Source organism: Pseudomonas sp. SG-MS2 (assembly GCF_009933855.1).
Taxonomy (GTDB): Bacteria; Pseudomonadota; Gammaproteobacteria; order Pseudomonadales; family Pseudomonadaceae; genus Aquipseudomonas; species Aquipseudomonas putida_E.
The window spans coordinates 45,573-52,131 of the sequence record NZ_MOMO01000166.1; the positions used below are offsets into that span (position 1 = coordinate 45,573).

Annotated in this window: 3 protein-coding genes and 1 tRNA gene; 1 reads left to right on the forward strand and 3 read right to left on the reverse strand. The window is 62.5% G+C overall.

The features are described from left to right. Positions 1–214 precede the first annotated feature (214 nt). Positions 215–2,113, forward strand: coding sequence for a potassium transporter Kup (locus tag BLX42_RS14280; protein WP_115274055.1), 1,899 nt, complete (start codon positions 215–217; stop codon positions 2,111–2,113). Positions 2,114–2,151: 38 nt separating this feature from the next. Here BLX42_RS14280 and BLX42_RS14285 read toward each other — a convergent pair whose 3' ends face one another. The 3 genes from BLX42_RS14285 to BLX42_RS14295 all read right to left on the reverse strand — a co-directional run bounded on the left by BLX42_RS14285 (position 2,152) and on the right by BLX42_RS14295 (position 6,409). After that, positions 2,152–3,444 (reverse strand): virulence factor family protein, encoded by a 1,293-nt coding sequence (locus tag BLX42_RS14285; RefSeq protein WP_161872018.1) that lies wholly within the window; start codon positions 3,442–3,444, stop codon positions 2,152–2,154. Then, the gene (gene mprF, locus BLX42_RS14290; protein ID WP_161872019.1) at positions 3,444–6,086 is read right to left on the reverse strand and encodes a bifunctional lysylphosphatidylglycerol flippase/synthetase MprF; all 2,643 of its coding nucleotides are present in this window, start codon (positions 6,084–6,086) and stop codon (positions 3,444–3,446) included. The genes BLX42_RS14285 and mprF overlap by 1 nt, the downstream gene beginning before the upstream one ends. Positions 6,087–6,332: 246 nt before the next feature. Next, positions 6,333–6,409: transfer RNA gene (locus BLX42_RS14295), tRNA-Met, on the reverse strand. Positions 6,410–6,559 lie beyond the last annotated feature (150 nt).

Sequence of the window (6,559 nt, forward strand, 5' to 3'; positions counted from 1 at the left end):
AGGTCGCCCGGCCGGAAACGGCGGCGATCCTGACGGGCGCTTCTGGGCGCCTCTGATCAAAAAGTGCGCAATTCTAGCGAGCGCAAGGTCGCTTGACCAGCACAAATGCGACGAACGCTGCGCTATGCTTCGCGCCGTTGCGTCGGGGCATGTGCAATCCCCTGGCGCGAGGCAGAATTCTACCGGTCTAGATGGCCGTTTGCGGGAGTGGTCGATGGTTCAGGCAAGCAGTCACGCCGAGGGCGGGCAGGGGGCGACGCGGTCGCTGAGCCTGTTGGTGGCAGCTGTTGGGGTGGTCTACGGCGATATCGGTACCAGCCCGTTGTATACCCTCAAGGAAGTCTTCACCGGCGGTTACGGGGTGCCGGTCAATCATGATGGTGTGCTGGGGATCCTGTCGCTGATCCTCTGGTCGCTGCTGTGGGTGGTGTCGTTCAAGTACGTGATGTTCATCCTGCGCGCCGACAACCAGGGTGAGGGCGGTACCATGGCCCTGACCGCGCTGGCGCGGCGGGCCACGGCGGCCTACCCGCGCCTGCGCACGCTGATGGTCATCTGTGGCCTGATCGGCGCCTCGCTGTTCTACGGCGACAGCATGATCACCCCGGCGGTGTCGGTGCTGTCGGCAGTAGAGGGCATGGGCCTGGCATTCGACGGTATCGACCATTGGGTGGTGCCGATTTCGCTGGTGGTGCTGGTGGCGCTGTTCCTGGTGCAAAAGCATGGCACCGAGAAGATCGGCAAGCTGTTCGGCCCGATCATGGTCACCTGGTTCGTGGTGCTGGCGGCGCTGGGGGTGCATGGCATCTCGCAGAGCCCCGAGGTGCTCAAGGCGTTCAACCCGGGCTGGGCGGTGAACTTCTTCATCGTGCACCCGGGCATGGGTGTGGCCATTCTCGGTGCTGTGGTGCTGGCCCTGACCGGTGCCGAGGCGCTGTACGCCGACATGGGCCATTTCGGTCGCAAGCCGATTGCCCGTGCCTGGTTCGCCCTGGTGCTGCCAGCATTGGTGCTCAACTATTTCGGCCAGGGCGCGATGCTGCTGCAAAACCCTGACGCTGCGCGCAACCCGTTCTACCTGCTGGCGCCGGCGTGGGCGTTGCTGCCGCTGGTGGGGCTGGCGACCATGGCCACGGTAATTGCTTCGCAGGCGGTGATTTCGGGTGCTTTCTCCCTGACCCGCCAGGCTATCCAGCTGGGTTATATCCCGCGTATGCATATCCAGCACACCTCCAGCGACGAGCAGGGGCAGATCTACATCGCAGCGGTGAACTGGACGCTGATGGCAGGCGTTGTGCTGCTGGTGATCGGCTTCGAATCATCCGGTGCGCTGGCGGCCGCTTACGGCGTGGCGGTGACCGGCACGATGCTGATGACCACCATCCTGGTGTCGGCGGTGATGCTGTTGTTGTGGAAGTGGCCGCCGGTGCTGGCGGTACCGATTCTGATTGGTTTCCTGCTGGTCGACGGGCTGTTCTTCGCCGCCAACGTGCCGAAGATTGTCCAGGGCGGCGCCTTCCCGTTACTGGCCGGGGGTGTGCTGTTCCTGCTGATGAGCACCTGGAAGCGCGGCAAGCAGATTCTGGTCGAGCGAATTGATGAGGGTGGGCTGCCGTTGCCGGTATTCATCAGCAGCATTCGCGTACAGCCACCGCACCGCGTCGAAGGTACTGCCGTGTTCCTCACTGCGCGGCCCGATGCCGTCCCGCATGCGCTGTTGCACAACATGTTGCATAACCAGGTGCTGCACAGCCAGGTGGTACTGCTGACGGTTGTGAGTGAAGACCGGCCACGGGTGCCCGAGCAGGAGCGCTTTGAAGTGGAGGCCTATGGTGATGGCTTCTACCGGGTGCTGTTGCACTTCGGTTTCATGGATGAGCCGGATGTGCCGGCGGCACTGAAGCTATGCCACCTGGACGGCCTGGACTTCAGCCCCATGCGTACGACTTATTTCCTAAGCCGCGAAACGGTGATCGCGTCGCGTCTTGAGGGGATGTCGCGCTGGCGGGGCAACCTGTTTGCGTTTCTGCTCAAGAACGCCAACGGTAACCTGCGTTTCTTCAACCTGCCGCTCAACCGGGTGATCGAGTTGGGTACACAGGTCGAGATCTGATCAAGGCGAGGGGCCGCAACGCGGCCCCTCGCTACGCCTCAGTTCTGTTCTGCCACGCTGGACTTGCCCTGGCGTATTTCAATTTCATCGATCAAGCGCTTGGCCAGCGCCGGATAGTTCTCGTCGAAGTGATGCCCACCGGGCAGCTTAATGCGCTCGCCCACTGCAGTCTTGTCGGTGCAACCGCTTTCATCGGCCTCTTCCACACCATATATGCATACCACTTTGGGCGCCGGCAGTTTGGCCATCTCCGGCCCGGTAGGCGCCTCCTGACCTTCCTTGCCCAACCAGCCCTCGACCTCGATCTCAAAGCTGCCACTGCGGGCGAAGGCCAGCAGCATCACCGCATCGATACGTTGCTGGTCCTCGGCAGGCAGGCGGTTGTAGATCGCCGGCAGCACGTCGGCACCGAACGAATAGCCGGTCAGCACAAAACGCTTGGTACCCCATTTCTGACGATAGTGCTGCATCAGTGCCGACAGGTCGGCAGCGCTTTGCTCGGGTGTCTTGTGCTGCCAGTAGTAACGCAGGGTGTCTATGCCGACCACCGGGTAACCAAGCTTGGCCATTTCACCGGCCACATCGCGGTCCAGGTCGCGCCAGCCACCATCGCCTGAGAGGAACAGGGTAACGGTGTCGGTGGCTTGCCCGGCAGGCACTTCCACTACCGGGATTGCCAGCGCGTTGCCATCGTGGCCGACCAAGGCCTGGGTCAGTTGCGCCTTGAGTAGTTGTGGCAGGTGGATGTCGTAGTCGCTGATGCTGGTGTCGGCATTGCGCTGTTCGCGCACGAAGGCGGCGCTGGCGTCATCCGGGTTGTCGTTCCAGGCGACGCTCCAGTGACCATGAGGGGCGGACTTGGGCAAGGCTGCAGCGCAGCTAGGCTGCTCCATGTTGAAATTCACGGAGATGGCGCGGGCCTTGTCGTCATTCTGTGTGGCCAGCCAACGCCAGGCCTGGCTTGCACCAGGGCCGATACCGGCTACCAGGGTCGGTTTTTCGGCCAGTAGGGTCATGGCCTTATCCATCGATTGCTGCTGGTTACTGCAGGCCCCCGGCGGCAGGATGACTTGCACCAGCTGAGCCTCACCGGCCTGGCTCAAGTCAAGCAACTGTTTATCGGTCAGCGCCTGGTCCTGGGGCACGCCGATGGCCACCCAGGCTTTGGCATGCACGCCCGGGATGACGCGGGTGATGCGGGTGTCATTGACGGTCAGTTGCTCAAGGCGTGCTTCTGGGGCCGGTCGGGCCCCCAACCAGAAGGCAGTGGCCCCAGCCAATGCGGCCAAGAGCAGGGGTATCAGTAGGTACAGCCAGTAGCGTCGGATCATCAACGTTTCACCAATCCAGTCAGGCCGCCCGCAATCAGGGCGGCAGTGTCGGCCAGTGCCACCAGCGGGTCGAGCCCGGCCGGCACGGCCATATAGCGGGGTTCCCAGTCCGGTTGGAACTTGTCCTTGAAGCGGCGTAGCCCCTGGAAGTTGTAAAGCTGTTCGCCGCGACGGAACACCATCGAGCCCAGGCGCTGGGCCAACGGGGCGCCGCGCCGTGGCTGCAAGCCGGAAAGCGGTACCATGCCCAGGCTGAAACGGCTGTGACCATGGCTTTTGTAGTGCAGGATCAGGCCGATCATCATGAATTCCATGGTCAGCTTCGGCGCCTGGGGGTGGGCACGCATCAGATCGAGGCTGGCCAGTTCGTTGCTGTGAGTTTCAAGCAGGTTGGCAAACGCCACTGGCCGGCCCTGGTAGCGAATCAGGGCGATACGAAAATGCTGCAGGTACTCAGGGCTGAAGCGCCCGAGCGAGAAGCCTTTTTCGCGCACGTTCTTGCCGCCGAGCCAGGCATCCGAAATTTCCTTGAGCTCAACCATGGGGGCCTGGCTCGGTTCATGGATCTCCAGGCTCAGGCCATCGCGGCCGCCGCGGTTCCAGGTGTAGCGCAGGTCTTTCATTTCCTTGCCTTTGGCTTCGATGTCGAAGCGGCGCAAGTCGACTCGGGCTTCTTCGCCGAGCTTTAGTGCGGTCAGGCCGATGTCCATGTAGAACGGCAGATTCTCCGCACGCACCTGGTAGAACACCGGGCGGGCGTGGTGCAGGTCGCACAGATCACGGAATTGCCAGATCATCTCGGCACGTTCCTGGGCCGGGCCGATCGGGTCGTACAGGGCCACCAGGCTGCGGCCCCGGCGCGCGTACATCAAGAAAGCGTTGCCATTGGGGTGGAACAGCAGGGCTTTGTCACCGGTCAACGCCAGGCCGCCGTCAGGTTGGTCGGAAACCTGCAGGATACGGTTGGCGCGCTGTATCTCCTCGTCGTCTGGCAGGTGGATGACTGGCCGGGCAGTGCGCAGCAGCCAGGTCAGGGCCACGACTAGCAACAGTACTGCGCTGCCCATGGCGGCGCGCAGGCCGCGTGGGGCATCGGCGTCAAGGGTGAATTGCCACCACAGCTGATGGCTGTAGGGCACGTCCTGGTAGGCAAACAGCAGTAACCACACTGAAGCACCGACCACGCAGGCACTCGCTGCCAGGTACACCGGGGAAAACGGCAGCTCCAGCAGCCTGCTTGGGCGGTAGAACGAACGGCGGAACAACGCGAGCAGGGCAGCGGTGAAGGTCAGCAGGCAGGCCTCTTCCCAGTCGAAGCCTTTGAGCAGCGACAGCAGCGCGCCAACCAGGAGCAGTACGGTAGTCAGTAGCCAGGCTGCAGACAGGCGTCGGCGCAAGCCCTGGGCCAGCAACAGGCACAGCACGCCAATCAGGCTGGCACCGAAATGCGAGGCATCGATGAGGCGGTGCGGTACCAGAAAGCCCATGTGTTCCAGGCGGGTGTCGATTTCCGGTGTTGCGCCGGAGAACAACAGCACCACACCGGAGAGAAACACGAGGATCGCCAGGACCGGTGCGGCCAGCCCGGAGGCGGCCTTGAGCGCCTGCTGCGCAAACAGCAGGCGCCTGGCTTCATTGGCCAGCAGCAGCACACAGGCCAGCAGCAATGGCAGTACCACATAGATCAAACGGTACAGCAGCAGTGCGGCGGCCAGTGGCGCGGCGCCGAGCTGATTGGCGAAGGCTGCGAGCAGAATCGCCTCGAACACCCCGACGCCGCCAGGCACATGGCTAAGTACACCGGCTGCAAGTGCCAGCAGGTAGACCAGGACGAACGTGCCAAACGGAGGGGCTTGCGGGAGCAGCAGGTAAAGGACGGTCGCGGCGGCGGCTATATCCAGCGCGGTGATTGCCAGTTGCAGTGCAGCCAGCCGTGCACCGGGCAGGCGCAGCGTCCGGCGCCCCAGTTGCACCAGCAGGCTGTCTGGTAGCGGCTGCTCTGCCAGGCGTCGGCGATACAGGCCAGTCACCAGGACGGCGGTCAGTGCAAGCACGCCGATAGCGACTGTGGCCAGTACAGGGGTGGACAGGTGCAGGGCGGTAGCCGCAGCTGGCAAGTTGCTCAACGTGGCCAGTGCCGCCAGAGGGGGCAGTGCGCAGCCCAAAGAAAGGCTGGCGAACACTGTCATGCGTGCGACTTCGGCAGCGCCCAGGCCTTCTCGAGCATACAGGCGATAGCGCACCGAACCGCCCGAGAGCATCGACAAGCCAATGGCGTTGCCAATGGCAAATGCGCTGAAACCGCCTAACAGAAGCGTACGCCCAGGCAACTTCACGGCGGCATAACGGCAGGCCGACCATTCATATCCCAGCAGGATCACGAACCCGATAACCGCAGCGATTAGCGCGCCGGCCAACGAGCGGGTGGGCACGCTGAGCATCGCATCGTGCAGAGCATGGATATCCAGTTCACTGAGCAAGTGGCGGCAGGCTATCAGTGCCATTGCGAACAGTGCCAAGGTAACTGCCAGGGTGATGGGCTGGCGATAGCGGCTCACCCGCTCCAGCCACGGCAAGCGCTGGGCAGCTGTGGGCAGGGTTGAGGCTATGGGTGCCTGGTGTTCTGGGTTACGGTCGGTCATGAGTTACCCCGGGCAAGCAGCGCGAGGTAGGGGGAGGGGGCGGCCAAGTGAAAGTCCCTATGGAAACGTATCCAGATATTACTCCGGGCAACGTGACTTTCAGTCCTTTGGCAGGGTTAAAGATAGTTCATCCAGAAAGCGGCCTCACAAGGCCGGGGCTTGGCTGAATGAATCCAGGTTTTCAGGCGGGGAAAAACAACAAACCCCGCGCTGCTGTTACACAGGCGGGGTTTGTTCTGACGAATATGGTTGCGGGAGCCGGATTTGAACCGACGACCTTCGGGTTATGAGCCCGACGAGCTACCAGACTGCTCCATCCCGCGTCAGAGGTGCGCATTCTACAGCTTTGAATAGGGTGGTCAAGCATTACTTTTGATTGACCAGTAATTAACGCGTTGCCCGCTTTTCGAGGGCAAAAGAAAAAGGCCACTGCGTTAACAGTGGCCTTTTCTCGAATCTGGTTGCGGGAGCCG